Below are 422 nucleotides of genomic sequence, written 5' to 3'. Positions count from 1 at the left end.
GCCGGGCGGTGAGCCCGGCGCGGGAGTCGGGGTCGGTGGCCCCGTCGACCCAGGAGGCCACACGGTCGCCGAAGGCCCGCGGGTCCTCGTGCCCGAGCAGGACGCGCACGGCCCCGGCGGCACCGCGCATCAGCGGGGAGCCGTCGGCGGACAGCCGGCCCAGGGCGTCGGCGAGCCGGATGCCGCCCGACAGGTCGGCCCGGTGGGAGAGCTCGAGCAGGGCATGGGCGTCGGCGGGGTCCTCGGACCCGGTCAGGCCGTCCACCTGCCGCACCGCCGCCTCCGTGAGCAGCTCCGCGACGGCGGCCGCCCGGGCCTCGCGGTCCGGCTCGACGCCGAGTCCCGGGACGTGACCGGCCCGCAGCCGGTCCAGGAGGGCCAGGCCGGCGAGGAGCTCCGGCAGGGTGCCGGCCCCGGGCAGG

1 protein-coding gene is annotated in these 422 nt (G+C 80.6%); it reads right to left on the bottom strand.

Annotated elements, in window-relative coordinates; translation table 11 throughout:
* Window positions 1-422, bottom strand: a 422-nt coding sequence (locus B7L92_RS43450; protein WP_255311375.1) for a DUF5682 family protein, incomplete at both ends; no start/stop codon positions are given.

The sequence above is a fragment of the Streptomyces viridosporus genome (genome assembly GCF_002078235.1).
Taxonomy (GTDB): domain Bacteria; phylum Actinomycetota; class Actinomycetes; order Streptomycetales; family Streptomycetaceae; genus Streptomyces; species Streptomyces viridosporus.
Note: the sequence above shows the minus strand (reverse complement) of the source record. Positions and strands in the feature narration are given on the sequence as shown.